The organism is Brevibacillus sp. YAE8 (assembly GCF_057543335.1).
In genome coordinates, this window is the sequence record NZ_BAAIYG010000040.1 from 1 (window position 1) to 26,030 (window position 26,030).

General features: G+C 48.6%; 22 protein-coding genes and 2 pseudogenes. 12 read left to right on the forward strand and 12 right to left on the reverse strand.

What is annotated here, in order from left to right; translation table 11 throughout:
* Positions 1-246: 246 nt before the first annotated feature.
* The gene (locus tag AC27IT_RS25840; RefSeq protein ID WP_283858719.1) at positions 247-1,695 is read right to left on the reverse strand and encodes a nicotinate phosphoribosyltransferase; all 1,449 of its coding nucleotides are present in this window, start codon (positions 1,693-1,695) and stop codon (positions 247-249) included.
* A 142-nt stretch (positions 1,696-1,837) separates the two neighbouring features.
* On the opposite strand from AC27IT_RS25840, the gene AC27IT_RS25845 reads away from it, so the two are divergent.
* Positions 1,838-2,509: an MOSC domain-containing protein gene (locus AC27IT_RS25845; protein ID WP_007777044.1), complete on the forward strand. Its 672-nt coding sequence runs from the start codon at positions 1,838-1,840 to the stop codon at positions 2,507-2,509.
* Positions 2,499-3,188 carry a 23S rRNA pseudouridine(2604) synthase RluF gene (rluF, locus tag AC27IT_RS25850; protein WP_283858718.1) on the forward strand — a complete coding sequence of 230 codons (690 nt, stop codon included), beginning with the start codon at positions 2,499-2,501 and terminating at the stop codon, positions 3,186-3,188. The genes AC27IT_RS25845 and rluF overlap by 11 nt, the downstream gene beginning before the upstream one ends.
* A gap of 108 nt (positions 3,189-3,296) precedes the next feature.
* On the opposite strand, the gene AC27IT_RS25855 is transcribed toward rluF, so the two are convergent.
* Entirely contained in the window at positions 3,297-4,730 is a 1,434-nt protein-coding gene (locus AC27IT_RS25855; protein ID WP_283858717.1) for an aminotransferase-like domain-containing protein, read from the reverse strand.
* Between the two features lie 111 nt (positions 4,731-4,841).
* On the opposite strand from AC27IT_RS25855, the gene AC27IT_RS25860 reads away from it, so the two are divergent.
* Positions 4,842-5,771: a DMT family transporter gene (locus tag AC27IT_RS25860; RefSeq protein ID WP_005832137.1), complete on the forward strand. Its 930-nt coding sequence runs from the start codon at positions 4,842-4,844 to the stop codon at positions 5,769-5,771.
* Positions 5,772-5,842: 71 nt separating this feature from the next.
* Here the strand turns inward: AC27IT_RS25860 and AC27IT_RS25865 are convergent, their stop codons facing one another.
* Both AC27IT_RS25865 and AC27IT_RS25870 read right to left on the reverse strand, forming a co-directional pair.
* A complete protein-coding gene (locus tag AC27IT_RS25865; RefSeq protein WP_286085901.1) occupies positions 5,843-6,184 on the reverse strand; it encodes a DUF4367 domain-containing protein in 342 nt (113 codons plus the stop codon).
* 268 nt (positions 6,185-6,452) lie between these two features.
* Positions 6,453-6,779 (reverse strand): DUF1904 family protein, encoded by a 327-nt coding sequence (locus tag AC27IT_RS25870; RefSeq protein ID WP_005832141.1) that lies wholly within the window; start codon positions 6,777-6,779, stop codon positions 6,453-6,455.
* A gap of 316 nt (positions 6,780-7,095) precedes the next feature.
* Here AC27IT_RS25870 and AC27IT_RS25875 point away from each other — a divergent pair, with 316 nt between their 5' ends.
* Positions 7,096-7,926, forward strand: a complete 831-nt coding sequence (locus AC27IT_RS25875) for an undecaprenyl-diphosphate phosphatase (protein ID WP_005832143.1) — start codon at positions 7,096-7,098, stop codon at positions 7,924-7,926.
* Between the two features lie 115 nt (positions 7,927-8,041).
* Here the strand turns inward: AC27IT_RS25875 and AC27IT_RS25880 are convergent, their stop codons facing one another.
* Complete coding sequence (locus tag AC27IT_RS25880) at positions 8,042-10,096, reverse strand: ABC transporter ATP-binding protein (protein WP_487092176.1); 2,055 nt, start codon at positions 10,094-10,096, stop codon at positions 8,042-8,044.
* 4 nt (positions 10,097-10,100) lie between these two features.
* Positions 10,101-11,852: an ABC transporter ATP-binding protein gene (locus tag AC27IT_RS25885; RefSeq protein WP_309479703.1), complete on the reverse strand. Its 1,752-nt coding sequence runs from the start codon at positions 11,850-11,852 to the stop codon at positions 10,101-10,103.
* 461 nt (positions 11,853-12,313) lie between these two features.
* On the opposite strand from AC27IT_RS25885, the gene AC27IT_RS25890 reads away from it, so the two are divergent.
* Positions 12,314-13,672: a TrkH family potassium uptake protein gene (locus AC27IT_RS25890; RefSeq protein ID WP_026558214.1), complete on the forward strand. Its 1,359-nt coding sequence runs from the start codon at positions 12,314-12,316 to the stop codon at positions 13,670-13,672.
* 140 nt (positions 13,673-13,812) lie between these two features.
* Here AC27IT_RS25890 and AC27IT_RS25895 read toward each other — a convergent pair whose 3' ends face one another.
* The 4 genes from AC27IT_RS25895 to AC27IT_RS25910 all read right to left on the reverse strand — a co-directional run bounded on the left by AC27IT_RS25895 (position 13,813) and on the right by AC27IT_RS25910 (position 16,307).
* The gene (locus AC27IT_RS25895) at positions 13,813-14,133 is read right to left on the reverse strand and encodes a YciI family protein (protein ID WP_005832150.1); all 321 of its coding nucleotides are present in this window, start codon (positions 14,131-14,133) and stop codon (positions 13,813-13,815) included.
* Between the two features lie 4 nt (positions 14,134-14,137).
* Positions 14,138-14,599, reverse strand: coding sequence for a DUF6884 domain-containing protein (locus AC27IT_RS25900; protein WP_122952955.1), 462 nt, complete (start codon positions 14,597-14,599; stop codon positions 14,138-14,140).
* Between the two features lie 90 nt (positions 14,600-14,689).
* Entirely contained in the window at positions 14,690-15,193 is a 504-nt protein-coding gene (locus AC27IT_RS25905; RefSeq protein ID WP_007777065.1) for a GNAT family N-acetyltransferase, read from the reverse strand.
* Positions 15,194-15,329: 136 nt separating this feature from the next.
* A complete protein-coding gene (locus tag AC27IT_RS25910; protein ID WP_429781875.1) occupies positions 15,330-16,307 on the reverse strand; it encodes a LacI family DNA-binding transcriptional regulator in 978 nt (325 codons plus the stop codon).
* A 202-nt stretch (positions 16,308-16,509) separates the two neighbouring features.
* On the opposite strand from AC27IT_RS25910, the gene AC27IT_RS25915 reads away from it, so the two are divergent.
* Positions 16,510-17,142 (forward strand): YczE/YyaS/YitT family protein, encoded by a 633-nt coding sequence (locus tag AC27IT_RS25915; protein ID WP_007777074.1) that lies wholly within the window; start codon positions 16,510-16,512, stop codon positions 17,140-17,142.
* A gap of 308 nt (positions 17,143-17,450) precedes the next feature.
* Here the strand turns inward: AC27IT_RS25915 and AC27IT_RS25920 are convergent, their stop codons facing one another.
* Positions 17,451-17,771 (reverse strand): hypothetical protein, encoded by a 321-nt coding sequence (locus AC27IT_RS25920; protein WP_487092178.1) that lies wholly within the window; start codon positions 17,769-17,771, stop codon positions 17,451-17,453.
* Between the two features lie 1,164 nt (positions 17,772-18,935).
* Here AC27IT_RS25920 and AC27IT_RS25925 point away from each other — a divergent pair.
* From AC27IT_RS25925 to AC27IT_RS25940, 4 genes are all read left to right on the forward strand, one after another.
* Positions 18,936-19,445 (forward strand): TlpA family protein disulfide reductase, encoded by a 510-nt coding sequence (locus AC27IT_RS25925; RefSeq protein ID WP_283858708.1) that lies wholly within the window; start codon positions 18,936-18,938, stop codon positions 19,443-19,445.
* Complete coding sequence (locus AC27IT_RS25930; RefSeq protein ID WP_025845577.1) at positions 19,442-21,223, forward strand: ABC transporter ATP-binding protein; 1,782 nt, start codon at positions 19,442-19,444, stop codon at positions 21,221-21,223. The genes AC27IT_RS25925 and AC27IT_RS25930 overlap by 4 nt, the downstream gene beginning before the upstream one ends.
* A complete protein-coding gene (locus AC27IT_RS25935; protein ID WP_051556841.1) occupies positions 21,223-21,780 on the forward strand; it encodes a MauE/DoxX family redox-associated membrane protein in 558 nt (185 codons plus the stop codon). The genes AC27IT_RS25930 and AC27IT_RS25935 overlap by 1 nt, the downstream gene beginning before the upstream one ends.
* A 299-nt stretch (positions 21,781-22,079) precedes the next feature.
* Positions 22,080-22,619, forward strand: coding sequence for a TlpA family protein disulfide reductase (locus AC27IT_RS25940; RefSeq protein ID WP_025845582.1), 540 nt, complete (start codon positions 22,080-22,082; stop codon positions 22,617-22,619).
* A gap of 196 nt (positions 22,620-22,815) precedes the next feature.
* Here AC27IT_RS25940 and AC27IT_RS25945 read toward each other — a convergent pair.
* Positions 22,816-22,964, reverse strand: a pseudogene (locus AC27IT_RS25945) (IS66 family transposase); the annotation flags it as partial.
* 955 nt (positions 22,965-23,919) lie between these two features.
* Here AC27IT_RS25945 and AC27IT_RS25950 point away from each other — a divergent pair.
* A pseudogene (locus AC27IT_RS25950) lies at positions 23,920-24,069 on the forward strand (ATP-binding protein); the annotation flags it as partial.
* A 293-nt stretch (positions 24,070-24,362) separates the two neighbouring features.
* Positions 24,363-25,769 carry an LCP family protein gene (locus tag AC27IT_RS25955; RefSeq protein ID WP_283858707.1) on the forward strand — a complete coding sequence of 469 codons (1,407 nt, stop codon included), beginning with the start codon at positions 24,363-24,365 and terminating at the stop codon, positions 25,767-25,769.
* The last annotated feature ends 261 nt before the right edge of the window (positions 25,770-26,030 follow it).

Sequence of the window (26,030 nt, forward strand, 5' to 3'; positions counted from 1 at the left end):
AGCATAGACGAAAATTCTGCAGGTCTGCCCATTTTTCCAAAGCCATCACATCACGACATTGAAACCAACCACAGGCCATATAAATCTGTTGTCTTTTTCTCGAAAATGGAATTATGCAAAGTGCTCATATATGAAACAGATAAATTCAGACAATTTATTTTTGATTTTTTCACATTATTGTGTCATTTGTGCGTTTGTATGAAAAAACGCCTGCTGCATCTTCGCGACACAGCAGGCGTTCCCGCTTTATTTTTTCATATAAGCCTGCATCAGCTTGGTTTTGGTCTCCCATATTTCCTCGCTCACATGCAGGCGATAGTGCTCGGGGTTGAGCATCCGCAAATACTCCGGCCAGAACTGCTTGAGCTGCTCGCGATGGTAGCTGCGAATCTCCTCCAGCTTCGGCAACTGATACACCAGCTCGCCGTCGACAAACACCGGGATCAGCAACGCTTCTGCCTTGTAGCGGGTCACCCGCTTGTTCAAATACGGGTGGATCGGGTTGAACAGGTTGACCGGAGCGCCTTCGGCAATGGTCGTTTCCTCCGGGAAGCACAAGTAGTCGGCAATCGCTTTGCCCGTATCGGGATCGATCAGTCGGTACATGTCCTTGATGCCGGGAGTCGTCACTTTTTCCGGATTGGACGAAATCTTGATCGTCGGCTGGTACACCCCGTTCGCGTCCTGGCGCGCTACGAGTTTGTACACGCCGCCGAGCGTCGGCTGATCCGCAGCCGTAATGAGCTGTGTCCCCACTCCCCAGCTATCGACCTTCGCGCCCTGGACTTTCAGATTCATAATCGTGTGCTCATCGAGGTCGTTGGAGGCGACGATTTTCACGTCGGTAAGCCCCGCTTTGTCCAGCATCTCGCGCGTCTTCGTCGACAAATAGGCGAGGTCGCCGCTGTCGAGCCGCACAGCAGTCAGCTTTTTGCCTTCCTGCTCCAGCTTTTTCCCTACGGAGATCGCATGGGGGACACCGCTTTTCAGCGTGTCGTACGTGTCCACGAGCAGGGTCACCTGGTTTGGCAAGGCATCAGCAAAGCGCTGGAATGCTTCTTCCTCGTCCTCGAAGCTCTGCACCCACGAGTGCGCGTGCGTTCCTTTTGTCGGGATGCCGAACATTTTTCCCGCGAGCATGTTGGATGTGGCGTCAAAGCCGGCCAAATACGCCGCTCTCGTTCCCCACAAGGCTGCGTCTGCTTCCTGCGCCCGTCTCGTGCCGAACTCCATCAGGACGTCGTCGCCAGCCACGTTTTTGATCCGGGAAGCTTTGGTCGCAATCAACGTCTGGTAGTTCATGTAGTTCAACAGGGCGGTTTCCACGAGCTGCGCCTCCATGACGCGGCCTTCCACGCGGATCAGCGGCTCGTTCGGGAACACCATCGTGCCTTCCTTGACGGAGTAGAGCGAGCCTTGGAAGCGCAGGTTGCGCAGCTCCTCCAAAAAGCCCGGATCGTAATTCTCCTCCTGCTCCCGCAAATATTGCAGGTCGCTTTCTTCAAAACGCAAATTTTTAATATAATGAACAATTCGCTCCAACCCGGCAGAAACAGCGTAGCCGTTGCCAAAAGGCAGCTTGCGGAAATACGCTTCGAACACTACTCGCTGGTTGTGCGTCCCGTTTACCCAATGCGCGTACATCATGTTGATCTGATATTTATCTGTGTGCAATGCCACACCAAATGATTGCATATCGCATAAGCCTCCTGTGGATTCCTTTCCAACATCTTACCAGAAGCTGCCGCCCGTGCCCATCTGCGGTGGAGCTTGGGAAGAAATATGTGATAGTATGGAATATAAAAAACCAAACGCGCGCCCAGGAGTGGAAGAAAACATGTCCGACCCAAAAATCGTTTCTTTATGTAAAGGATTGCCCAAAAACATCAGTTACAACGGCAAAGACTTCCTCTCCGGCATTTGGAAGGAAGAGGCTGACGAACTTGTCGTCCGCTCCGCCAAAATCGACGATGACGACGTAGCGAATCACGCCTATCACGGCGGACCGGATCGCGTCGTCTGCGCGTATCCTTCCGAGCATTACACCCATTGGGAAAAGCGATTTGGCCAGCCCTTGACGCCATCCGCTTTTGGCGAGAATCTGACGCTTTCGGGCATGACGGAAGAGCAAGTATGCGTCGGAGATGTGTACCAAATCGGGGAGACGATTCTTCAAGTGTCCCAGGGCAGATTTCCCTGTGCGACGATCAACAAGCGAAACAACAACAACCTCCTGCTCAAAGCTGTCGTGGAAATGGGCTACACCGGCTACTTTTTCCGCGTCCTGCAGGAAGGCACGATCAGGCCAGACTCTGCGGTCACGCTGCTTGAGCCTCATCCCAAGCGCGTAACGGTCGCTTCCATCCACCATCTGTACTTCCACAACCAGTCTCTTACGGAGGAGACGATTGCGCACATGCTGGAAGTCGAGGAGCTGGCTTTGCCGTGGAGAAACAAGCTCTTGGAAAAACAGCAGCAACTAGCGAAAGGAACCACCCATGCGAATTAACAAGTTCATCAGCGAAACGGGCATTTGCTCGCGCCGCGAAGCAGACAAACTGGTCGAAGCCAAGCGCGTGACCATCAACGGCGCACCTGCCGCACTGGGGAGCACCGTCGCGCCCGGCGACGACGTGCGCATCGACGGCAAGCCGCTCGGCGAGAAGAAAAAAAGCGTCTACATTGCCCTGAACAAGCCTGTCGGCATCACTTGCACCACCGAGTTGCACGTCAAAGGCAACATCATCGACTTCGTCAACCACCCGGAGCGGATTTTCCCCATCGGCAGGTTGGACAAGGACTCCCAGGGCCTCATCCTGCTGACCAACGACGGCGACATCGTGAACAAGATTTTGCGGGCGGAAAACAATCACGAAAAAGAGTACATCGTCACCGTCGACAAGCCCGTGACCGCCAACTTTTTGCACGGCATGGCAAACGGCGTGCGCATACTCGGAACCGTGACCAAGCGTTGCAAAGTCACCAAAGTGAGCGACCGCGTCTTCAACATCGTCCTGACGCAAGGGCTGAACAGGCAAATCCGGCGGATGTGCCAGGCGTTCGGCTACCAGGTGCGCCAGCTTCAACGCGTGCGCATCATGAACATCAGGCTGGGCAATTTGAAGCTGGGCCAATGGCGCAATTTGACCAGCGAAGAGTTGCGGGAATTGAATAGAAGTCTTTCCTAGACGCAGCGCGATATCGCGGCGCGAAACACGAAAAACAGACTCCCTTTGAGCGGAGCCTGTTTTTTTATAGCCAAAAGCTGCCCCACAGCGACACAAACGGAGCACGTACTATGCATCTGCGGCTCCCATCAAAACCCGAACCTGCCCCACAAACTTCCTGATCCCCTCCCTAAGCTGCTGCTCATTCAAATACGAATAGCTGAGCCGAATCCACGTGGCAAACTCTCGTTGCGGATCGCAAATCGTACCGGGCACAAACGTAATCGATTGCTCCACGCACGTGCCCAGCAGCTTTTCCATCGGGGTCGAGTCCGGCAGCTTGATCCACAGGTTGAATCCGCCAGTCGGGCGGCTCCATTCCCAGTCCGTCGCAGCCAGTTCCTCCTCCATGATGTCCCGGCGAATGGCGAGCGCCGTGCGCAGCTTTTGCAAATGCTGCTGCATCCGTTCGGAAAAGAAATAGTGCAAAAAGATTTTTTGGTTCAATAACGGCGTTCCGCTGTCGGACAATGCCTTCGCGCTGAGCAGGTACGCCATGAGCGAAGGGCGGCAGGCGATCGTTCCGATGCCGAGGCCGGGAGCCACGTATTTGCTGAAGCTCCGCAAGTAGATGACGTACCCGGCCGTGTCATAGGCAAAAAACGGCAAGGGCGGCTCTTGGGCAAAGTACAGATCGCGGCACGGATCGTCCTCAATCAGCAGGCACTGGTATTTTTCCGCCAGCTCCACCAGCCGCTTGCGCTGTTCGCGCGGAACCGTGAAGCCCGTCGGATTGTGAAACGTCGGGTTGAGATAAAACAGCCGCGGCTTGTGCGTCTGCATGAGCCGCTCCACCTGCTCCAGATCATAGCCGTGCTGCCGAATCTCGACCGGGACAATTTTCGCGCCTTGTCTGAGAAAAACATCAATAGCCGGGCTGTAGGTGGGCCGCTCCAGCAAGACCACGTCTCGCGGCTTGACGAGAACGCGGGCAACCAGGTCGATCGCTTCCTGCGAGCCGGACGTGACCATCAGCTCGTCAGGGGTCAAATAAAAGCGAAACCGCTCCGTATAGTAGCGGCACAAAGCCTCGCGCAGCTCCTGATCTCCCTGCGTGGTCGAGTACGTGCCCAGCACTTTCGGATACAGGTCAAACACTCTCTTCACGTATTCCGAAAAATACAGATTCGGCAACAGGTTCGGGTCGATCAGCGCCTTGGAAAACTGGTAGGTCGCCTGCACCTGGTGAATTTCCGACAGGTGGCTTTTTTGCACGTAAGCAGACACAATCGGGTCGTTCCATGAGCTTTCCGGCAATAGCCCGCTCGGCTGAACGAAATAGCCCGATTTATCCTTGACGTACACGTATCCGTTTTGCTTGAGCAGTTGGTACGCCTTGAACACGGTCAGGCGATGCACATTCAGCTCCAGCGCCAGCGCCCGGACGGACGGGAGCTTGTCATGCGTTTTCCAGTCCCCGCGCCTGATGCCTTCCAGCAAATAGTCGTAGACCTGCTCAAACAGCTTATCGGCATGAACGCCGGACAACCCTTGTCTTTTCATGCTGGCCCTCCCCTTCCTCTTCCATCGTAGCTGACAGCCTCTGTATCTGTTCTATTCGCGTTCATCTGTTCTGTTCCTCTCCCTGTAAGATGGGGAAAAGGAGGAATCACCATGGTATTTGCCAATTATATCGCGATGTGCCTGATCTTCGGGACGACATTTTTAGCCATTAAAGTCGGGATCGACGCGGGAGCGCCGCCCTTTTTCTCGGCGGGGATTCGCTTTTTTCTTGCTGGCCTGATCTTGTTTGCGGTCATGGCCTGGAAAAAGCAAGCGCCCCTCTCCATCCTGCTCCGCAAAGAGATGGTTTTCACTGGCATATGCCTGACGTTTGGCGTGTTTGCCACCTTGTATTGGGCAGAGCAGCATCTAAGCTCGGGCATCGCGGCGGTCCTGTCGGCTACCGCTCCGCTGATGGTCATGCTGCTGCAAACAGGGCTGTCGCGGCAAAAGCTGTCCGCAAGCTCCTGGGCAGGCTGCCTTATCGGATTTGGCGGGGTCATTCTGCTGCTTTTGCCTGGGCTGACCTTTTCGTTCAGCATGCTCTGGGTCGCTGGCTGTATTGCGGTCCTGTTCGGCCAAGTGTTTTATTCCGCGGGCGCCGTCTATTCCCGCCGCGTTTCCCAACAGTTCAAGGACGTGTCGCCGATCACGTTAAACGCTGCGCAGATGATGTACGGCGGCATCCTGCTGCTCATCGCCTCCGCTTTTACCGAGCAGGTGCACATGGAGTTTCTGCTGTCACCCCAGGCCGTCCTCTCGCTGCTTTACTTGATTTTCGTCGGCTCGATGATGGGGCACACCATCTTTTACTGGCTGGTGGCGAAAACGAATCCCGTCTTTCCTTCTACATGGCTGTATATTTCGCCGCTGATTGCGCTCGCGCTCGGGGTCGCTTTGTACCAGGAGCCGCTCTACCTGTCTTCGCTCGCAGGCGGCATCGCGATTATCGCCGGAATCGTCATGATTAACTGGAAGACATTGCAGCAGTTGGTCGCGAAAAAAGCTCCGATCAGACATGCGGAAAGCCCGACAAAGTAGCCTTGCGCTCTTTGTTGGGCTTTTTGCCATTCTCCTAAAACTGTGCATCCCGCGTGAATGCGTGCTGCTCGTTACTTCGCTTCGTTCAATTGTTTGGCGATCTTAATTAGTTCTTGCTTGGAAACAGTCTCTCCCTGCGCGCGAACGCTGTACTCCAGGTCGCTTCCGTTTTTCACCCAGACAATCCAGTAAAAATCGGGTTTGTTTTCCTTTTTATACGTCATGAGCACCGCTTCGTTGCTGCCGAGCAGCACTTTTTCCACACCGTCCGCATTGGACCCAACCTTGACGCCAACTTCTGCCATCCCCACTTCTACCGTGATTTTGCCTTGATCGGCTCCTTTATGTCCTGAAGCAGCAATTCTATTTCCGCTTTTTCCACCTTCCGGCCCTCCCTTCACTATGAATAACAATCGGCCACTCGTGTTTGTGACATGTATTTTCCAGCGCCCTGTAAGGAGAAAACTTGGCTGCGCCAAGCCTTTGGCGCAGCCTTAGTTGCCCTTATACTGGAGAAGAATCTTATAAATCTTTATCTGTACAAAAAAAGGGGCCCCATCCGTCTCGTGCCTGCGGATGGAACACCCTTTTTATGCGCATTCCTTTTCATGATGCGAAACTTGTTGCTGTCGAATCGTCTTTTCTTTTCCCGGGAAATCGACAGCGGTTGTCGTCTCTTTGTTAGAAATGCTCGCCGTTGGCATAATAGCTTTCTTTTTGATAGGCGACAAAAGCCATCTCTACTTCCGGTATGCCGAGCGAGAGGACGTGTTTGGTCACGATCTTGGCAAACTGGTCGCGTGTTTCCTGGCCTCGCTCAAACCAGCCGACCTCGATAAACGGAAACGACTCTACTACCTTTCCGCCAAAAACGCCTGTCGTCTGCAAGCATTCGATAGTGAAATTGTCTGTCCCGCACTGGCACAAAGCGGCAAGCTCCTCTGTCAGCGGCTCGCTGATGGTTGCCATTTGCTCGGCCTGTATGCCGCGAACGATGAGATGTGGCATGCTCGAACCTCCTGTTGGTGAAAAAGCTGTTTGTTCTATCATACCGCTCGGCAGGCGAAAAGAGTAGTCTGTCCCGATTGGTATCAAAGCGGTAACAAACCTGGCGAAAACGAAATCCGCAAACAATATTGCTATTGACATAGCTCGTAAACTATTGGCAAAGTAAGGATAGTTCGTTTATAGAAGAACGCTTGTTGCCGTGAATGCATGCCAAGATCGCATGGCGACGATTCCGATCGACTCACGGGCTTTTCGAGCAATTACGCAACGCACCAAAATAAAAACATACAGCACGCAATCGGAAAGGTGAGTACATATGGATTTGTGGAACATTTTCGTGGCCTTCGTGCTCGGTCTTGTAGAAGGTCTGACTGAATTTGCGCCCGTCTCTTCGACCGGGCACATGATTATCGTCGACGATACTTTGCTGCATTCAAAAGAGCTGTTTTCTTCTGAAGTAGCCAACACGTTCAAGGTCGTCATTCAGCTCGGCTCGATCCTCGCTGCCGTGATCGTGTTCAAAGACCGTTTTTTGAGTTTGCTGGGCTTGAAAAAAATGTCGCCGGACGGCAACGGCCCCGGCCACAAGCTGCGCCTCTCGCAAGTGATCGTCGGGCTTTTGCCTGCCGCTGTGCTCGGCTTGATTTTTGAAGACTACATTGACGAGTACCTGTTCTCCATCCATACGGTGCTGATCGGGCTTGTCGCCGGGGCGCTCCTGATGATCGCCGCCGACTGGTTCCGACCGGGCCGCCCGAAGGTCACAACCGTTGACCAGATGACGTACAAGCAGGCACTTTTGATCGGGCTGTTTCAATGCATCGCCTTGTGGCCCGGATTTTCCCGCTCCGGTTCGACGATTTCCGGCGGCGTGCTGCTGGGACTCAGCCACAGAGCGGCATCGGACTTTACGTTTATCATGGCGGTTCCCGTCATGGCGGGCGCCAGCTTTTTGTCGCTGTTGAAGCATTGGCAGTACATCACCGCCGATTCCTTGCCGTTTTTCATCGTCGGCTTTATCAGCGCCTTTTTGTTTGCCTTGCTGGCAATCCGCTTCTTCCTGAAGCTGATTAACCGGATCAAACTCGTTCCGTTTGCCCTGTACCGCATCGCGCTTGCTGCTGTCATCTACTTCTTCATTTTGTAGCAGCGACTTGAACCAGGCACGATCTTAACCAAAAAAGCTGCCTTTGCCGTTGAAGCGCCCCCTCATGCTAGACACAGTGGGGGACGCATTCAGGCAAGGCAGCTTTTTTCTTTGCTCAGGCTGGCGAACCATCCAGTTGCGGAGCGTTGCCAACCAGCGTCTGCGTTTCCTTTTGTCCGTGCTGCAACTGATACATTTGATAATACTTGCCGCGCTTCTCCATCAGCTCCTCGTGCCTACCTCGCTCGACAATTCTGCCCCGATCCAGCACCAGAATCTGATCGGCATTTTTAATCGTCGACAGCCGGTGGGCGATGATGAATGTCGTTCTGCCTTTTTTCAGCACTTCCAGCGCATTTTGGATGATTCCTTCCGTCTCGGTATCAATGTTGGCTGTCGCTTCGTCCAGGACGAGAATCGCCGGGTCGAACGCCAGCGCCCGGGCAAACGAGATCAACTGGCGCTGTCCGAGCGAGAGCGTGCTGCCCTTTTCGATGACAGGCTCGTCGAAGCCGCGCGGCAAAGTGCGCAGAAGCTGATCTGCCCCGACGTCGCAAAGCGCCTTCTCCACTTTTTCCGCGGAAATCGCCGGATCGTCCAGGCTCACATTGGAGCGGATCGTCCCGGTGAACAAAAACGGGTCCTGCAACACGATCGCCATATGCTGGCGAATGTGCTGCTTGGGCACATCCATGACGTTCTGCCCGTCAATGGTGATCGTCCCGCTGCTGACGTCGTAAAAGCGGAACAGCAGGTTGATGATCGAGCTTTTCCCCGAGCCGGTGTGCCCGACCAGTGCTACCGTTTCTCCCGGCCACGCCTCGAACGAAATGTTTTTCAGCACGTACTGGTCGTCCTGATAGGCAAAAGAAACGTCGTGAAACCGGACGCTGCCCTGATAGCGCGGAATTTTGCCCGAATCGACCTCGATCCCTTCCTCGTCGAGCAGCTCGAACACGCGGTGCGCGGCCACCAGCGACTGCTCCAGGTTTGCCAGTTGATTCACAATTTGCGTAATCGGCTGAAACAGGCGATTGAGGTAATCGACAAACGCGTACAGGACACCAAGCGAAAACAGCGTGCCCACCCCGAGAGAGGCGCCGCCGAAATACCAGATGAACAACACAAACGCCGCGTTGCGCACGAGCTGCACCAGATTGAAGGAAGCGGTGGCGTTGAGCCGCAACATTTTGTTTTGGTAGGTGAACAGCTCTTCGTTCAGTTCGCCAAATTCCCGCATCGTCTCTTTTTCCCTGCGAAACGCCTGGATGATCGGCATTCCCTGGATTGATTCGTTAATCATTCCGTTAATGTCGCTGATGCGCGCGCGAATGACGTGGTTGAAGGCAGAGGCGCGTTTGCGGTAATAGACGATCCAGACCGCCATGATCGGCAAAATCGCCAGACAGACGAGCGCCAAGCGGACATCGAGCACAAACAGCGCAATGAAAATCCCGATCAAGTAAATCCCGCTGGTGAAAAAGGACGCGAGCACATTAGCAAACAGCTCGCGAATCGCCTCGGTGTCGTTCGTCACGCGGGCGACGACTTTCCCCGCAGGCAGGTTGTCAAAGTACGTAATCGGCAGCCGCTGAATATGGGCGAACACGTCCATGCGCAGCTTGCGAATCACCAGATTGGCCGATTTTTGCAGCAAATACTTTTGACCGTAATGAAAAAGTCCGGCAGCCACCAGCAAACCGAGATAAGCGGCTGCCAGGACGAGCAAGCCGCTCGTCTCCGGGCCAAAAAATGCGAACAGCTCCTGATTGCTGAGCGGCACGGCCGGATAGACCGCCTGCCGGGAGCCGCTTTCAATCGTCAGCTTTCCGTCGGCGACCGTTCGCTGCCCGTCAAAAGCAAGCGGCTGGTCGATGAAGTAATAGTCGCGTCCGACCTGCAAAATTCGCACTTCCTGGCCTTTGCTCTCGCCTGCCGCCAAGTGATCCTCCCGCGTGTACCACTTCCCCCGGTACAAGACGGAATCTGCCCGTTGCCCGGTCTCGTACCACGGAAATTCAATGCCGAGTATGTGCGTGTCGATCATTTTTTTCGCCAAAAACGGCCCTGTCAGCTCCGCGCCTACAGCAACGGACAGCATCAAGAGAGCGAGCACGATCGTCTTTTTAAATAACCATGCATACCGAAACAGCCTTTTTCCCGTACTCATCCATTCACCCGCCTTCTGTCAACTGTGCTTCTATTTGCTGCTTTTCAAACTGTTCCTTGTACCAGCCGCCGCGCAACAGGAGCTGTTCATGCGTTCCCTCCTCGACCACCTTGCCTTCGTCCATGACGAGAATCCAGTCGGCATGGGCGACAGCAGACAGGCGGTGAGTCGCAATCAGCGTCGTTTTGCCTGCCCGCTCCCGGCGGATGTTGGCGATCATTTCCGCTTCTGTCTTGCCGTCAACGGCTGACATCGCATCGTCGAGAATCAGGATTTCCGGGTCGATCATCAACGCCCGGGCAATCGACACCCGCTGCTTTTGCCCGCCTGACAGCGCCACGCCTTTTTCCCCGACCAGCGTATCGAGTCCCTCCGGCAAAAACGGCACGTCTTTCGCGAACGCCGCCAGCCTAAGCGCGTTTTGCAACTGTTCCTCGCTGCCGTCCTTTCTCCCGAACAAAACGTTTTCCCGAACGGTCCTGGAGAACAAAATCTGCTCTTGCGGCACGTAGCCGATCCAGCTTTTGATGTTGTCCAGCTCGATCTCATCCAGCGGGACCCCGTTGATGGTAATCGTACCTCTCCCGAGCGGAAACTCCCGCAGCAACTGCCTAAGCAGGGTCGACTTGCCGCTGCCGGTTCGCCCGACGATGCCAAGTGTTTGCGAGCGGTGCAAAGTAAAAGAAACGTCCTGCAACTGATCCTGGGCAGTCCCCGGATAGCGAAAGCTCACCCGCTCGAAGCGAATCGTCTCTGGAACCGCAAGCTGCGCCGGACGCTCGCGATTGGTCACGTCCGCTTCGTACGCCAGTGTCTCGTTGACGCGATCGAGCGAGGCGCTTCCCCGCTGCAAGACGTTAATCAGCTCCCCAATGGCGAACATCGGCCAAATCAGCATCCCCAGGTAGACGTTGAACGACACCAGCTCCCCCAGCGTCAGCTCCTGCCGGAACACCAGATAGCCGCCGTAGATCAGCCCGATCATGTAGCTGATGCCCACCAAAATTTTCACGGTCGGTTCAATTAGCGAGTCGACCTTGGCTACTTCGATATTTTTTTGGTACACCTCACCTGTTTTGTCCGCAAACCGCTTCTGGTCCGCCGTCTCCTGGACGTAGGCGCGAATCACCCTGACGCCTGCGACGGATTCCAGCACGCGGTCGTTCAGCTCGCCAAACGAATCCTGCGCGCGGGAAAAGCGCTCGTGAATTTTTTTGCCGTACTGGTTGATCGCATACGCCATGAATGGCAACGGAAGAATCGCCGCCAGCGTCAGCTTCCAACTGATAAAAAAGCCCATCGTCAAAATGATGACGCCTGTGAAGCTGGCCGAGTCGACCAGTGTGAGGATGCCGAAGCCTGTCGTCATCGAAACAGCCTTCAGGTCGTTCGTTGCCCGGGCCATCAAGTCCCCGGTGCGATTGCGCTGATAAAAAGTCGGCGTCATGCGCAAAAAGTGCGTCATCAGCTTGGAACGAAGCGTCCGCTCCGCCAGAAAAGCTCCCCCGAACAGCTTGTAAATCCAGACGAAGTTGACGAAATACGTCGCGACAGCAAGCCCCACGTAAAACAGCAAAATGTGCCAAAGCCGCTCGCCCGTCAATGTCCCCAACTGCATTTCGTCGATGGCCACCCCGATGATTTTCGGCGGGATAATTTCCATGATGCCGCCCAGGATCAGCAACAGAATCGCTGCCGTGTAACGCTTCCAATGCTCCTTGAAAAACCAGTCCAGCTTTGTTAAAACCGAAAACATCTGCCGCTCTCTCCTCTCGTCTCAACCGGGCGTCCTCTTTTTGGAGGCGAAAAAAGGCATATCGCCGCTGGGGCAACATGCCTTTTTATCTGAATCAAAAGAATCAAATAAAAAAGCGCAGGCTACAAAAACCGTAACCTGCGCCGTTTGATGGAGTTGGGAAAAACTACACTGCGTGCATCAAAGGGAGGGTTACGTCATGTATGCAGTTGTGCATTTTGTTCATTACACTGCTTTTCATGACAGACCCACCTTTCCGTAAAATTTTCGTTTTCCAAATAATACATTCTGAACTCTACCACTGATTTGCCGGAATTGTCAACAAATTATTTTTTGCTGCACGCATGGACGCGAATCGATTCCAGATCCTTTGCCTCCCGTAAAAGATACAAAGCATTTTTGCTCTCTAACTTTTTTTGGTATGATTACCTTCATGAAGTTTATTCGGGAGGCCATTCATTTTGTTATCTTCGAATCAAAAACGTCGCTTGACTTCCGTTCAAATTATTGTGTTTTCCTACGTTACGCTGATTCTGGTCTCTGGGGTTATCTTGTGGCTGCCGTTATTTCATAACCAGGGCGTGTCGCTTTCGTTCATCGACGCCCTCTTTACCGCAGCGAGTGCGATCAGCGTCACCGGGCTGACCGTGATTACGATTCACGAAGTGTTCAACCAGTGGGGCATTTTGTTTTTGACGCTGCTCTTTCAGGTGGGCGGGATCGGGATTATGACGCTCGGGACATTTATTTGGATGCTGATGGGCAAACAAATCGGCCTGGAGCAGCGCATCTGGATTGCGACCGACCACAATCGCTCCACGTTGTCCGGACTGGTCAACCTGATGCGCAACATTCTCGTCATGGCGCTCATCATCGAGCTGATCGGAACCGTGCTGCTGGGCGCGCACTTCTTGATTGCGGGCTATTACACCGATTGGTACGAAGCATTTTATCACGGCTACTTTGCCTCGGTCAGCGCCTTTACGAACGCGGGCTTCGACCTGCACGGCAATTCCATGCTGGACTACACGCACGACTACGTGTTTCAACTGACCGTCATGCTGCTGATTATTTGCGGGGCGATCGGCTTTCCCGTACTCGTCGAGCTGCGCACGTACTTCTCCTATCGCCGGGCCAAGGCGCGCTTTACCTTTTCGCTGTTTACCAAGATTACGACGCTCACGTTCTTTTCCTTGGTGGTGGCCGGGGCTGTACTCATTTACGTTTTCGAGCGCCAGCATTTTCTGCTCGATAAAACGTGGCACGAATCGCTGTTCTACTCGTTGTTCCACTCCGTTTCTTCGCGGAGCGGCGGCTTGTCCACTATGGACATCAGCCTGTTTTCCACCCCTACGCTGTTCATGCTGTCTGCGATGATGTTTATTGGCGCATCGCCAAGCAGCGTGGGCGGGGGGATTCGGACGACGACGTTTTTTGTCCTGATCGCAACTGTGTTTGCCAACATGCGCGGCTACAAAGACGTGAAAGTATTCGGCCGGGAGCTGGTGGACGAAGACATCATGCGCTCGTTCGTCGTCTTTTTCATCGCGATCGTCCTCGTGTTCATGGCTGTCATCTTGCTCGTCTGGCTGGAGGATTTGCCGTTCCAGCACATTTTGTTTGAAGTATGCTCCGCTTTTGGTACGACCGGATTGTCTACCGGAGTTACTGCACATCTGGGAACGCCCGGCAAGCTCATCCTGATTATCACCATGATGATCGGGCGTGTCGGGATTATCAACCTGCTCTTGTTCCTCAAGCGCGACGACCGGATCGTGCGCTACCACCACCCGAAAGAGCGGATCATCATCGGGCAGTAACGAACATCGGCGCAGCAAAAAAACTGGGCTGCGCCAAGCCGTTGGCGCAGCGTTGTCGCCCTTATTCGAACTAGAGTCTTCCCTGTACAAAAAGAGCCTGATGCGTTTTTCTCGCACAGGCTCTTCGTCTATGTTCACTTCTATTCCCACTCGCTGTTGTACAAGGCGACGCGGTACGGGTACAGCTCGGCTGTCATCACGTTTTGCCGGACAGCCGGATCGTTTTCCATGACGCGTCTGGCCGCTTCCTCTGATTCCGCGAGAAAAATCGCAATGCCAAACGTCGTCTCGTCCATGTTTTGCGTGCGGCCCGCGAGGATCAGCCTGTTGTCTGCGAGCAGCTTTTGCAAATAGCGAAAATGCTCTCCGACGATCTCGTGCTCTTTGTCCGTCCAGTTCGCCGGGTCGAGCAGCCGCGGAACAAGCCTGATTTTGTACAAATACTGCTGGAGTCCGTCCATCCTCTCATCCCTTTCCGATTTCCTGTCTGTTCGCCACAGCCTGGTTCAGCTTTTGCAGCATAAAGCCGATGCCTTGGCAATCCGCGAGCGGAAAGCTGCTTTTGTCTGCGCCAAACACGGCGTGAATGATCTTCCTGAACTTCTTTCCGCCCAGCATGACCACTTCCTCCACCCCGTCGAGCTGCTTGTCCCGCGCTTGTCGCATCAGGCGGTCGAGCGCGATGATCTCCGGGTTTTTCGTGCCAAAAGCCACATCGTAGTTTTCCGGCACCGTATCATGCGGCAGCAAAAAGCCGTGCTTGGCAGACAAAATCGCCCACTCGGAAAAAAACGTCCGGGCATACGCCTGGCTCGCTTTATGAAACGCGCTTTGATAAACGTACTGCGCCTCTGTCGCTCCCGCCTCCGGGTGGACATCCCATATTTTTTTCGCGCCGCAGGCGATGATGCACAAACGTCGTTTCACTTCGTTCTATCTCCTTCCATTTGCGCCCGGCTTTTCCTGCCTGCTTGTCCATCACCCGCATGATCCGCTTTTTGTATTCTGAAAACTCACTTATACACTGACGTCCTCTTTCCAGCCCGGACTATCTGTCGGAGAGCAGGCCATGGGCCAGACAGGCAGCTCCAGTACATGCCGATGCTTCCCAGGGCCGTAATAGTCCTGTTCGGCGCGAGACAGACGAAAACCGTAAGCCGCCAGCGCGCGAAGGGAGGACTGGTTCGTCTCGCTCACTGTGACCAAAACGGTGCGCAGTGTGGCAAATCGGCGCAGGGCTTGCAATCTGGCTTCAATCAGCCGTTTGCCGATGCCTTGTCCCTGATATTCTTTGCGGACATTGCTGAACAACAGCCAGCCCGTCGTCTGGTACATGTCAATGCCCGCACAACTGAAGCCGATGAGCTGGTCATGGATTGTCGCCTTGAAAATCAGCTCGGGAAACAGCTCCATATATTTTTTCAGCTCGTGCAGGTTCATGCGATCCGGCAACGTCAGGTCGGCCAGCGTAATCATCTCGGCAAAATCCTCTTTTTTGGCACATTCAATCCGTACTTCCATCCATCCTCCGCCTCCTGTCCGTTTACCCTGTCATCTACACTCTAGCAAACGGATATAAAGCAGGAGTGGATGGCGTGTGAATGATCTGCAAATTTGTGTAAATCTTGTTTCGGCGGGATGCCTGTCCCGCCAGACGTCACGTCGTCCCCCTCTCTACCAGAAGCGGGGGCAGCTCCTTCTCTTCTTTTTCTTTGTGCTGGTGGAGAATTCTGTCGTACAGCATTTCAAAGGCGTATTTCCCCATCAAGCTGCTCGGGCTTGATACTGTGGTGATCTCCAGCAGCTCGCCGACCGGCTGATCGTCACAGCCGACAATCGCCAGGTCTTCGGGGACGCGCAGTCCCAGTCTGCCCGCTTCCTTGACGATCCCCGCCGCGATGTGATTGCAGGAGACGATCAATGCAGAAGGCCGCTCCTTCATTTGCCAGATGCGGTCAGCGATGTCTTTGCCGTCCTGCACGGTCAGACAGTTTTCAAAAGCCCAGTCAGGTGCGGGCGTTACGTCTGCCGATCGAAGCATGTCATGGTAGGCCCGTTTGCGGTGCTGGCTGTTGAAGCTGTTTTTTCTGCCTATGCAATAGCCGATTTTCCGGTGTCCTTTGCCGAGCAAATACTCCATCCCGATCCGAAAGGTCTGATAATGGTCGATATGAACGCTCGATACGAAAGCTGTCTCGTTTGCCTCGCAGGTGATGATCGGGCCGTATTGGGCGTACTCGTCAATCGTTTCGCAGCCATTGGCCCGGGAGCACATGATGAGGCCGTCCATTTTCTTGTTTTTCAGCAGGCGCAAAATGCTCTGCTCCTGCTCGGAACTGTTATTGGTCTGGCACACCATCAGGTTGTACTGGTGCCGGGCTGCTTCGGCGGCGATCCCTTCGATGATCGAGCTGTAATATTGATTGTTGACGAGCGGAAGCGTCACGCCGACCACCATTGTTTTTCCGGTCGACAGGTGGACGGCGTTGCTGTTCTGCACGTAGTTTCGCTCCTTGATGATCCGCATGATTTCTGCTCGTTTTTGTTCGCTGACATACGGATGGTTGTTTAATACACGCGACACGGTGGAGACGGATACCCCCGCCAGTCTCGCAATTTCTCGAATGTTAGCCAAGCCTGATTACCCCTCTGTTTTTTCGAATCCGTGATTCTCTCTTCCATAGTAACGGGAAACGCGTCCTTTTCTCCAGTTGAAAAACATGCAGTGCGAAAGCAAAAAGACTGGAAGGCATGTCCGGCACATTTTTTTCTTGCTCTGAAAAGCGTTCCACACATTATCCTGTTGCCAATGGTAGATGAAAGGAGTCGTGCTGTTCGTGTTTCGCTTCAAATTCGAATACGTCCTGTTTGTCACAGGTCTGCTGATTCTTGCGCTCGGCATCAACATGATGACGACGATTACCTCGTTTGGCCTCAGCCCTTATGACTCTCTGTTTATTGCCTTGTTTCAAAACTTCGGCGTATCCATCGGCTTCTGGATGTTCGCGATTAACTTCGCCTTTGTCTGCATCGTCTTTTTCATGGATCGCAGCTACATTACGATGGGCGCCGTTGCCGTGATGGTGCTGATCTCTGTCTTTGTCGACCTGATCGGCTCGATTGACGCCCTGATGGCCGGCATCCGCTCGCTGCCGCCGCTTTTGACCATGGTGCTCGGCAACCTGTGCATCGGCAGCGGCATCGGACTGTACGTGTGCACGCAGGTGTGCACAGCACCGCAGGAAGCTTTCGTGCTCGTAATCTCCAAGCGGATGAAATGGACGTTTCGCCGGACGGAAATTTCGCTTGCCTGCCTGTTTCTCACCTTGAGCTTTTTGCTCGACGGCCCGATTTACTACGGGACGATCGTGCTGTCGTTCACGACTGGCTACATCATTCAGGCTGCCATTCATGCAGGGAACAAGCTCTTGTCATTCGTTAATCGGGGGACGGAAGCACAGGTGCAGTAGAAGCCGGACGCGCGGCAAAAAGCAGTCACGCCAAAAAAGCCGCCATACTGGACGGCGCATCCTGTCCTGCCTCCTCCTCGCTGCTGGCAGCCGCAGACTGCGCCCGTGTGCAAAGCCTGCTGCCGTCCCGGCCATTGTCTAACGCCTGCGCACTCATCGGCTGATGCTGCGCAGGCGTTTTTTATAATGGGCAGTCCCCAACGCGCGGCATATTCGCTACCTGAGGGTCGTCAGTCGAGTACCTTCTCTTTTTCGCAATTCTGCCATCTGTCCTCACACATGCTATTCGGACAGATGGCTCGTGTACCTCACTGCACACTGGGCTTTTTGTTACGCAAGAGCATAGCCCACCATGCAAACAAAAACACGTAGCCAGCGAATACAAATAAAGCCCAAAGGGAGCCTTGCAACAGCTCCATGACAAAATGCTCGTACTCATTCGTGCCTTCTGCCCTGCCGATGCTGTTCCATAGACTTACGAGCGGAATCACAAGCGCCAAGAGCATGGCTGCAACAGACATCCGCCTGCTTTTGCTGCGCGCGAGGCGGAAGACGGCTGTCCCTGCTGTTATGAGGAAAAACAGGTAATAGATCTCCCAAGACCATCCAGGCAAGGTTTCCCACTGCATGTTGTCCCTCCTGTATCCGTGTTTGTACGGGCTTTTAGCCTGAGTGCTTTTTACATATTTTAACACAGAATCCTTGTATGCAGCTCTTCTCGCATCCATTCTGGCTGTTCCTTTCCCCTGCTTCATCATATAGTCAATAGCATTGTCTCGCTCTCTTCCATTTTACGACGACTTCGCCATCAAGAAAGGTCATATCTATACACAGGAATCCACTGAAGGACTGAACCTGTCGAAAGCCAGCGGAGCTATGGCTTTTTGCTAAGCAACATCTGGACTTCCTCCTCCTGCGTCCAAAGCGGTTGTCATGGATTCAACTCAAACTTACCCTACTTGGATCAGTGTGTGTTTTCTCCGAATGCCAATCACCAAAATCACATTAAGCCCTTTCAGCGTCGTCAGTACTTCACACGAAATCTTAGTCCTTCTACTTCTAATGCAGGCTCTCTCATCAAATGTACACAATCGTATTGATAGCTAAACAGTCAAGTAATCATTTTAAGATCGAACCAAAATAGAGATTTTTACCAAAAATATTGACAATAACCAAAAATAGGTTAATATACAGTAGTAGTCATTTTTTTACAAAAGAGGTGTGAATATGAGTTTTTTACAAAAAATGTTAGGTGTTATGGTTGATCCAGATTGTCGAAGTATGAAAGTAACGTTTAAATGTAAGAGACCGACTTCAACTATAGCATTAGAAGTTTGTCCAACAAAAAAAGTGGTTTGGGAATACTACGTTGATGTTAATGATTCTACGATGGTTTGTGATATCTATGAATCTAATCATTGTTGCGATTGGTAGAAGAGCAATATTACACCAAAGTTCCATATTATGTAATAAAATCGAATAAAGGTGGGGATATCAATATGTTCAAAAAAATGTTGGGTATTGAACCTATGGTCGATCCAGATTGCCGAAGTACAAAAATAACGTTTAAATGTAAGTCACCAACTTTTCATAGTTTGTGCGTACCGAAAAAAGTAGTTTGGGAATACTATGTTGATGTTAATGATCCTACGATGGTTTGCGATATCTATGAATCGGATCATTGCTGCAATTGGTAAAATTTAATATAAAGCACAAAAAAAATAAACAGGTATGATAGATCGCGAATAGTCGCAATCTATCATACCTGTACTACCTTGATTTGGAGTGAAAAGATGTTATTACTTCTCCTTGCGTCTTTTTTGATTTTGTTTGCAATTTTGTTTACATATAGAAAATTTAAATATCTTTCTTTTGAATTATCAAGACTGCCCAAAAGGACTGAAAAAACCATTACGAAATTTAATACGAATAAATCGTTAGCCGATATAGAAGCGATTTCAAAAATACAAAAGAACGAAGTTACTATTGTAATGTTTGCATCTCCTACTTGTGCTCCATGTTACACCGAGTTTATTGATTTATTAGAATTAAGCCGCGAACTAAATACCCCTTTTATCTGCTTAGCAGAAACGAGCGATCAAGACGCATATCAAAATTTTATAAGTAAGTTTGGTGAGGAAGCAGAAATATATCCTATGTCAGAAGAACTGTTGGAGAAATTGGGTGTTGATGGACTTCCTACATTTTTTTTGGTGGATTCAAAAGGCAACGTATTAATTGAAACTGTTTTATTAACAGTGATTCGAGATCAATTAATACGTAAAGGATGTAGTAAATCATGAGTAAATCTTATATTTTAAAATTTATTTGGGAAAATGAAAAACGGTGGGTAATATTCACTTTAATATTTAGCGCAATAAGCGGATTAATGCCGCTACTTTTCCTCAACATTTCAAAGAATCTGATTAATGAAGTGTCAAATTTAATTCAAAATACATCTCAAAATGTAACATTAGTTTTAATCCTACTGATTTTTCAACTTTTAATTACAGTTTCATTTTTGGCTTTAACTAAATGGAAAGAAGTTTTTGATCGGAAATTTGAAATTAGATTGAATCATTCCCTTCAATACCAGATATTAAAAAGAAATTCAGAAGTGCCGTTTATATACTTTAACAATCAAGAATTCTATAATCGTTCTGTTAAAGTAAACTTTGGGACTGGTCATATAGTAAGCTTCGTAAAAGGATGGTTCTCTCTTATTGAAGCAATTCTAAGTGTTGTGTCATTACTCATATTCTTACTCTCGATTCATTGGATTATTGTTGTTGCATGTGTTTTATTCTCAACTCCATATTTGTTTTTTAATTTAAAAAGTGGAAAAGAGAAATTCAAACTAGTATCAAAACAAACACCATTAACACGAGAAATCCAATATTATAGTTATCTATTGCGTGAACGATATGCAGCAAAAGAAATACGTTTATTTAATTTGGCAGAATATTTTTTGGGAAAATGGTCTGCAAAATACTTAGAAAATAGTACTTTAACAATACGGCTATTACAAAAACAAAAGTTAACTGAATACGGAATAGATACATTATTAGCATTATTTTATTGCGGAGTGTCATTAACTATGATTTGGTTAGCGATAAATGGTGGACTAAGCATCGGAGAGTTTGTCGCTATTACCCAAGCTATACAAGGCTTTCAATCATCTGCAAAACAAGTATATAACGTAATTGGATCGCAATTTGAGAATCTATTACATATTGAAGAATTTGTAAAGTTTTTCCACAACGATCTAATTGACGTAACAAATGGGACATTAGATTTTCCAGAGACCACCGATCTCACTATTAGTTTTAAAAATGTGTCATTTTCGTATCCAGATAATCCAAGACTTATTCTAAAGAATATTTCACTTGATATAGCTTCTGGAGAAAAGATAGCAATAGTTGGACATAATGGATCAGGAAAATCAACATTAATTATGTGCCTCTGTGGATTGTTACCTGTCACTAAAGGCAGTATCTTAATCGGCGGTGAAAATATAGAAAAAATAAAAAGTGATGAATTGAAAAAGAAGATCTCGGTTATATTTCAAGACTTTGTTAGATACTCGTTAACTGTTAAAGAAAATATATTATTTGGAGATATAGAGTTAACCGACAATAATCGTCTAATAGAAGCTGCTAGAATAAGTGGCGTAGATAAGTTTGTAAATAGATTTCAGGAAAAATATGATACCTACTTAGGAAAAACAATAAAAGATGGAGAAGATTTATCTGGTGGGGAGTGGCAAAAAATAGCAATAGCGAGGGCGATGCTTCGGGATAGTCCTATAATAATATTAGATGAGCCTACAGCCGCTCTTGATCCAATGGCAGAGATGGATATATTTGAATCTTTCAATAATATTACACAAGGTAAAACAGTCATTTATATTTCTCATCGGATGGCTTCAACGAAATTCGCAGATCGAATTATTGTCATGAAAAACGGAGAAATTGTTGAATATGGCACTCACGAGGAGTTAGTCAAGTTGAATGGAGAATATCAAAAAATGTACACTTCTCAAGCTGAGTGGTATCAAGAAAAAGAAATGGAGGTTGTCTAGTGGAAGAGATAACCCTATATATGAGGAGTATTGTAGGAACCATTCTTTTGACAGCAGGTTATATGAAAATTAAGAACATACACGAACATTCGCAAGTTATCAAAGAATACCGGCTTATCCCAAATAGTATCATTCCATATGTTGCCTTTTTTTTAATTACCATTGAAATTATGTGCGGCATTGGATTATATCTGGGTGTGTATAAATATTTTACATTATTAACAGCATTTACATTACTGGTGGTATACAGTGTAGCAATAACAATAAATCTTGTACGAGGTCGAAATGAGATATCTTGTGGCTGTGGGGGGGTTTTGGGTACACATAACCTTTCATGGAAACTAGTTATAAGAAATATTTTTTTATTGTTATTAATAATTTGGCTATGGTTTAAACCATTCGTATTTGGAAATATTGAAAACGTATTAATACGTGGAAATTGGTTAGAGATAAGTGTGATTATGATAATTCTTATATCGTGGCTAACTTTATTAGTAGTAACAACTAGTAAATTAATGTCATCAATAAACACGCAGGCGCAGAGACTATTTGAATAATATTCATTTAGCTTAGAATCTAAATCTATATTAGTTTGATGATTTTAGATATTGCATCTTATGCTACATTTTCACGAAATGGAGACTCTGGCGCCCCAAAATTTGGACTTTGAGTCTCCCCCCTTCATATCTTGTTAAGCTGGTATCAGAAGACAGAGGGTGATTTTTATGCAACGAAAACGGCTATCCAATCGAATATAAACAACTATACAAGCCAAGTTGTCTGACGGCATTGGATCGATGTGAAAATGTTGTATCGTTGAATACGTGAATCGAAACATACCGGTAGGAGGATCAAAGTGGAAAATATAGTTATTACATCAAATGTATTACTTTGGGTAGTAGTATTTATTCAAATGGGGTTCCTTTATTTTCTAGCCAAAATGGTTGCTGAATTTTTGAATCGGATTCGTTTAACGAATAAGGGAGTTACTCTTAATAGTCTTAGAGTTGGTAGTAAGGCACCTCAGTTTCGAGAAAAAGATCAATATGGGACTACGATTAAGTTATCAGAACATAACGGTACCACATTACTTTTATTTGCTCAGGAATCATGTGGGACATGTAAAAGTCTAATACCCGAATTGGGTTTAATCAAGAAACTTAATGACAGCATTCGAATATTAGTAATATCAAAACAGCCGTTTAATAATACACTGCAAATACCCGAAAATGTTCATTATATACACTCCGCAGTAGTTTTTGAAAATTATCTAATAAGTAAAGTACCTACAGTTATGCTCGTTGACAATGACTTAACGATAATAAGTATAAATGATATATTAACTATTGATGATTTGAAGAAAGTAATTAACGGAGAAGTTTTAATAGCGACCTAAAGGATGAACTTCCGTAACCGTCAAATAGACCCCACCTAGTAGTCAAATGAGAGCCAGCGTATAATAGATGGAGATTAAGGAACTCAGCAGGTATCTAGAAGCGAGGATGACCTCAAACATAAACCGCTCCAGTTCCTTTGCCTCCATGAATATCCGAAAGCTGTGGCGATTGTTCGGACAGGTACTGAAGGTCCGGGAACGGAAGCAGCCCATGTTCTTTCGCCGTCTCGATTACACTGTAAATGGTAGCGCTCGCCGCCGCTCCCCGTCGAGCATTCGAAAAAAGCCAGTTTTTCCTTCCGATCACAAATGACTTGATGAACGTTCACTGCGGTTGTTTTTTAGCCCCAGATGTTGCCTTCAGGAAAATCGTTAAATTTCCCTCAATGGTCCAGGTATAAGTGATTGCCTGCCCAATCATGGTTCGAGCTCTCTGTTTGTGCAGCCATGCACGGTAAGCGTTTAACACGAGACGACTCTGTTCTTCTCGCACCCGTTGACGTTCTTCCGACATGGCTTTTTTAGTTTACGCTCAATCGCAAAAAGCTGGTTGCAATCACAACCCTTGGGTCGTTACCAATTCGGATTGTCCTTGATTTGTGGTGTATCTTTCAACATTTCATCATAATTATGCCGAACATGTACTTAGCAGCCAACGAGCGTCAAATCTTTGCCTTTGTGGTAACCTGCATATCCATAACCGTGAAACCCGCAGGGAAGTTTCGCGGATGCTCCGCCCCGCGTTCGTTTGTACTCGTAGAATGATCCCACTGAAGGATCTTTAAGCTTGTCCCTTCTCATGTTACAACGCACAAACAATGCGGTGGAACGCGGATCAAGTGAAAACTATTCCTGTATGATTACGGCTAAACCGTCAAGCGATTTACGCAAATCCGTAGTCCCACAAGCAGTATACACCTGCGACGTTCCTAGCAGATTTAGCATTCAGGGCTCAACGCGGCAAGTACCTCATGAAGCTTGATTTTCTAGGCCGGTACGTACCGAAATACGGGAGAAACTAACCTGTACCGACAACTGATAGGGTTCCGTTGTCGGGGGGAGGGATAACTGTCTGGCGGCGGAACATGGCAGTGGATGGTGCTGAACCTGTGGTCTTACGAACCTTGTACAGCCAATATTTTAACTGATAGATGGGCAGCCCTTGCTCGACACATCAGGCTTTCATCGTTTGACCACTTCCCTGATAAGACATGATTCCTTTTGTCCATAGTTGCTGCAGGAATTTTTCCATGCTGAATCCATCCTCTCCTGAATGAGGTTGGATTCAGCATGGATTACTGTCACTTTAAAATTTGAGTTTAGCCAGTGAAACGGTTTTCGGGGATAACCGTTTCACCGCTGCCTTGATTGACCGTCTTGTGCATCATGCTCACATCGTAGCCTTCACTGAGAGAACTATAACCTTGGGAGTGCTCTTTCCCACCGTTAATAAAATTTAATTTAGCTTGGCAAAGCTTTGACCGAATGATTGCCGAACTTTGTAGTTTTTTGCTTATCAAATACACCTAGTGTTCAAATGTTTGGCAAGGGTAGTGAAAAATTCTACAATTACAGACAAAAGTGTGATATAATACCATAGATGGATATTATGATATGGAAAAAATATATAATTTTGTCTAAATATGTCATTAAGAAAATTGTTTCGGGTATGAATAGTAAACTAACTTAATATGGCCAACGCGCTGTTTGTATGATATGCCAATACTAAGGAGAATGATCGCAATGAAGGAAATTGATACCGTATGCGAGTCTAATACAACAAGGAAAAAATCATCTGGCCGATGCGGAAGACTTAAACGAAATCTAATAATAGTTTGTCTATTCGTTCTTTTTATTTTTGGGGGAGTAGCAGGGGCAGTCTATTGGAAGATTGATTCCGCATTAGAAACTGTAACAAGTCCTGAGAATCCTACCTCCTCTGTTGTAAAGACAGTAGATCCTACTTATCATTCTGATAAGCCATTGTCATTTGTCATTTTAGGGCGAGATACGCGTAAAGAAACAGGTTCTATGAACACAGATGTTATGATCGTGGCCGTTGTAAATCCAAAGACGATGAAAGTAACAATGGTGTCAATACCACGGGATACACGAGTGAAAATCCCAGGTGACCGTGATTATGAGAAAATAAATGCTGTCTATGCAACTGGTGAAGCACTGCGTCGAAAGGCAGAACGTAATAATAAGATTCCTGAAAAAGATGGTATTTCTCTGACAAAGGAGATATTAACACAGATGCTGGGGATACCGATTCAACACTACGTATCGGTTGACTTTGAGGGATTTAAAGCAGTAATTGACGAAATTGGTGGAATCGATGTTAATGTAGACAAGAAACTTATTTACGATGATCCTAAGGACAATACACATATCAATTTATCTCCAGGATTACAAAAATTAAATGGAGAACAGGCATTAGGCTATGTACGCCATCGTAAAGATAACCGTGGAGAGTTATACTATTCTAGCGACTTTGATCGTAACCGTCGTCAGCAAGAAGTAATTAAGGCCGTGGTTGATAAAATCACCACGTTTGAAGGTTTGACCAAGATCCTTAATGTGATGGATATAGGTGTAAAGCATATACATACGGATCTATCAAAAGAACAAATTAAAGGACTAGCATTTGACATTAAAGGAATTAATTCTGCCTCTATTTTTGTATTGGATAACGGCGCGGTTTGGAACGGAAAATACACCGTGCTTGCCAAAGAGAGCATGGAACAAATTCGTAGTACATTTTTGACTGAGATGGGGTTAACTGAAAGCGTAGTTGCTACACTCAGCAATGATGCAATTCAAGACGCCCCTAATGAGAATGTAGCAAATAATAAGCCACGTAGAAAGAAAACAGATGAAGCGGATTCTGTTAAATCAACCAAATCGTATAATGATTTACAATCAAAACAATCAAGTGAAAAAATCAAGGTTGATCAGTCGGAGAATCAAAATACCACTATTTTACCTCCGCTTGATATAATTCAATCAACTAACCCCGATTCAATAACCCCAAATGTAGAGAATGGAGTGGGTGATAGTAGCATAACGGTGCCGCCCGATATTTCTACAGACGTTAAGCAGGATGGGAGTGTCGAAGCTGTATTAACAGACGTTCCACCTGCATCTTAAATTAAAGTAGATTATATATCAATATGAAAATTTATGCACCTTTTACGTCTAGGGATTTATAAGTAGTGGGATAGCAGCTATAGGGCTATCCCTTTTCGTGCGCCCGGAGTCTGTAAAATATTTTGTGTAAACTCTTGATGCTAGACTTTACATTGGACACGGAGAATCGAGAGTGCGACAATAAAAGCGTTCATAATCGAGGTGTCCAACATGACGAAAAAGTACGACAGGGAATTCAAACTTCAAACCGTACGACTCATC

Excerpts from the sequence above, each read along its gene's own strand:
- AC27IT_RS25840 (WP_283858719.1), bottom strand. The coding sequence starts at position 1,695 with ATGCAATCATTTGGTGTGGCATTGCACACAGATAAATATCAGATCAAC.
- AC27IT_RS25845 (WP_007777044.1), top strand. The coding sequence starts at position 1,838 with ATGTCCGACCCAAAAATCGTTTCTTTATGTAAAGGATTGCCCAAAAAC.
- rluF (WP_283858718.1), top strand. The coding sequence starts at position 2,499 with ATGCGAATTAACAAGTTCATCAGCGAAACGGGCATTTGCTCGCGCCGC.
- AC27IT_RS25855 (WP_283858717.1), bottom strand. The coding sequence starts at position 4,730 with ATGAAAAGACAAGGGTTGTCCGGCGTTCATGCCGATAAGCTGTTTGAG.
- AC27IT_RS25860 (WP_005832137.1), top strand. The coding sequence starts at position 4,842 with ATGGTATTTGCCAATTATATCGCGATGTGCCTGATCTTCGGGACGACA.
- AC27IT_RS25870 (WP_005832141.1), bottom strand. The coding sequence starts at position 6,779 with ATGCCACATCTCATCGTTCGCGGCATACAGGCCGAGCAAATGGCAACC.
- AC27IT_RS25875 (WP_005832143.1), top strand. The coding sequence starts at position 7,096 with ATGGATTTGTGGAACATTTTCGTGGCCTTCGTGCTCGGTCTTGTAGAA.
- AC27IT_RS25880 (WP_487092176.1), bottom strand. The coding sequence starts at position 10,096 with ATGAGTACGGGAAAAAGGCTGTTTCGGTATGCATGGTTATTTAAAAAG.
- AC27IT_RS25885 (WP_309479703.1), bottom strand. The coding sequence starts at position 11,852 with ATGTTTTCGGTTTTAACAAAGCTGGACTGGTTTTTCAAGGAGCATTGG.
- AC27IT_RS25895 (WP_005832150.1), bottom strand. The coding sequence starts at position 14,133 with ATGGACGGACTCCAGCAGTATTTGTACAAAATCAGGCTTGTTCCGCGG.
- AC27IT_RS25905 (WP_007777065.1), bottom strand. The coding sequence starts at position 15,193 with ATGGAAGTACGGATTGAATGTGCCAAAAAAGAGGATTTTGCCGAGATG.
- AC27IT_RS25920 (WP_487092178.1), bottom strand. The coding sequence starts at position 17,771 with ATGCAGTGGGAAACCTTGCCTGGATGGTCTTGGGAGATCTATTACCTG.
- AC27IT_RS25925 (WP_283858708.1), top strand. The coding sequence starts at position 18,936 with ATGTTATTACTTCTCCTTGCGTCTTTTTTGATTTTGTTTGCAATTTTG.
- AC27IT_RS25930 (WP_025845577.1), top strand. The coding sequence starts at position 19,442 with ATGAGTAAATCTTATATTTTAAAATTTATTTGGGAAAATGAAAAACGG.
- AC27IT_RS25955 (WP_283858707.1), top strand. The coding sequence starts at position 24,363 with ATGAAGGAAATTGATACCGTATGCGAGTCTAATACAACAAGGAAAAAA.